The sequence below is a fragment of the Kitasatospora sp. NPDC054768 genome (assembly GCF_053612025.1).
The window spans coordinates 1-3182 of sequence record NZ_JBSHBN010000315.1 but is presented as its reverse complement, the minus strand read 5'-3'; the positions used below and the strand labels follow the sequence as shown (position 1 = coordinate 3182).

The 3182-nt window shown below is 57.0% G+C and carries 1 rRNA gene; it reads right to left on the bottom strand.

The features are described 5' to 3' along the window. Positions 1–2: 2 nt before the first annotated feature. Positions 3–3123, bottom strand: a 23S ribosomal RNA gene (locus ACWGKU_RS40735). Positions 3124–3182 lie beyond the last annotated feature (59 nt).

Sequence of the window (3182 nt, the reverse complement as noted above, 5' to 3'; positions counted from 1 at the left end):
CTGAGGACAAGCCCTCGGCCTATTAGTACCGGTCAACTCCACCCCTCACAGGGCTTCCATATCCGGCCTATCAACCCAGTCGTCTACTGGGAGCCTTACCCTCTCAAGGAGGTGGGAGTGCTCATCTCGAAGCAGGCTTCCCGCTTAGATGCTTTCAGCGGTTATCCCTCCCGAACGTAGCCAACCAGCCATGCCCTTGGCAGGACAACTGGCACACCAGAGGTTCGTCCGTCCCGGTCCTCTCGTACTAGGGACAGCCCTTCTCAACACTCCTACGCGCACAGCGGATAGGGACCGAACTGTCTCACGACGTTCTAAACCCAGCTCGCGTACCGCTTTAATGGGCGAACAGCCCAACCCTTGGGACCTACTCCAGCCCCAGGATGCGACGAGCCGACATCGAGGTGCCAAACCATCCCGTCGATATGGACTCTTGGGGAAGATCAGCCTGTTATCCCCGGGGTACCTTTTATCCGTTGAGCGACGGCGCTTCCACAAGCCACCGCCGGATCACTAGTCCCTACTTTCGTACCTGCTCGACCCGTCAGTCTCACAGTCAAGCTCCCTTGTGCACTTACACTCAACACCTGATTGCCAACCAGGCTGAGGGAACCTTTGGGCGCCTCCGTTACTCTTTAGGAGGCAACCGCCCCAGTTAAACTACCCACCAGACACTGTCCCTGATCCGGATCACGGACCCAGGTTAGACATCCAGCACGACCAGAGTGGTATTTCAACGACGACTCCACCAAGACTGGCGTCAAGGCTTCAAAGTCTCCCACCTATCCTACACAAGCCGAACCGAACACCAATATCAAGCTATAGTAAAGGTCCCGGGGTCTTTCCGTCCTGCTGCGCGAAACGAGCATCTTTACTCGTAATGCAATTTCACCGGGCCTATGGTTGAGACAGTCGAGAAGTCGTTACGCCATTCGTGCAGGTCGGAACTTACCCGACAAGGAATTTCGCTACCTTAGGATGGTTATAGTTACCACCGCCGTTTACTGGCGCTTAAGTTCTCAGCTTCGCCCGGACGAATCCAAGCTAACCGGTCCCCTTAACGTTCCAGCACCGGGCAGGCGTCAGTCCGTATACATCGCCTTACGGCTTCGCACGGACCTGTGTTTTTAGTAAACAGTCGCTTCTCGCTGGTCTCTGCGGCCACCCCCAGCTCGGAGTGCAAGACTCGTCACCAGGAATGGCCCCCCTTCTCCCGAAGTTACGGGGGCATTTTGCCGAGTTCCTTAACCATAGTTCACCCGAACGCCTCGGTATTCTCTACCTGACCACCTGAGTCGGTTTGGGGTACGGGCCGCCATGAAACTCGCTAGAGGCTTTTCTCGACAGCATAGGATCATCCACTTCACCACAATCGGCTCGGCATCAGGTCTCAGCCTCAATGAGTGACGGATTTGCCTATCACTCGGCCTACACCCTTACCCCGGGACAACCACCGCCCGGGCTGGACTACCTTCCTGCGTCACCCCATCGCTCACCTACTACCCCGTTGGGTCACCGGCTCCACCACTTCCCTTTGCCCGAAGGCTCCAGGACGGCTTCACGGGCTTAGCATCAAGAGGTTCAGCGTTGGCGCTTCAAAGCGGGTACGGGAATATCAACCCGTTGTCCATCGACTACGCCTGTCGGCCTCGCCTTAGGTCCCGACTTACCCTGGGCAGATCAGCTTGACCCAGGAACCCTTGGTCAATCGGCGCAAGAGTTTCCCACTCTTGTATCGCTACTCATGCCTGCATTCTCACTCGTATACCGTCCACGACTGGTTTCCACCGCCGCTTCACCCGGCACACGACGCTCCCCTACCCATCACAGCAGGCGTTGGCCCTATATGCTGCAATGACACGACTTCGGTGATGTGCTTGAGCCCCGCTACATTGTCGGCGCGGAATCACTTGACCAGTGAGCTATTACGCACTCTTTCAAGGGTGGCTGCTTCTAAGCCAACCTCCTGGTTGTCTCTGCGACTCCACATCCTTTCCCACTTAGCACACGCTTAGGGACCTTAGTCGGTGTTCTGGGCTGTTTCCCTCTCGACCATGGAGCTTATCCCCCACAGTCTCACTGCCACGCTCTCACTTACCGGCATTCGGAGTTTGGCTAAGGTCAGTAACCCGGTAAGGCCCATCGCCTATCCAGTGCTCTACCTCCGGCAAGAAACACGTGACGCTGCACCTAAATGCATTTCGGGGAGAACCAGCTATCACGGAGTTTGATTGGCCTTTCACCCCTAACCACAGGTCATCCCCCAGGTTTTCAACCCTGGTGGGTTCGGTCCTCCACACGGTCTTACCCGCGCTTCAACCTGCCCATGGCTAGATCACTCCGCTTCGGGTCTTGGGCATGCAACTCAACCGCCCTATTCGGACTCGCTTTCGCTACGGCTACCCCACACGGGTTAACCTCGCTACACACCGCAAACTCGCAGGCTCATTCTTCAAAAGGCACGCAGTCACGGCCCACCAGCAAGCTGATGAACGACGCTCCCACGGCTTGTAGGCACACGGTTTCAGGTACTATTTCACTCCGCTCCCGCGGTACTTTTCACCATTCCCTCACGGTACTATCCGCTATCGGTCACTAGGGAATATTTAGGCTTAGCGGGTGGTCCCGCCAGATTCACACGGGATTTCTCGGGCCCCGTGCTACTTGGGAGTTCTTCAAACGAGCCGTACAGATTTCGTCTACGGGGGTCTTACCCTCTACGCCGGACCTTTCGCATGTCCTTCGACTACCCATACGGTTTCTGACTCGCCGACCGGCCGGCAGACCGATCAAGAAAAATCCCACGACCCCCTGAGCGCAACCCCTGCCGGGTCTCACACGCTCAAGGTTTAGCCTCATCCAGTTTCGCTCGCCACTACTCCCGGAATCACGGTTGTTTTCTCTTCCTGCGGGTACTGAGATGTTTCACTTCCCCGCGTTCCCTCCACACTGCCTATGTGTTCAGCAGCGGGTGACAGCCCATGACGACTGCCGGGTTTCCCCATTCGGACACCCCCGGATCAAAGCTCGGTTGACAGCTCCCCGGGGCCTATCGCGGCCTCCCACGTCCTTCATCGGTTCCTAGTGCCAAGGCATCCACCGTGCGCCCTTAAAAACTTGGCCACAGATGCTCGCGTCCACTGTGCAGTTCTCAAACAACGACCAGTCACACACCCTCGACA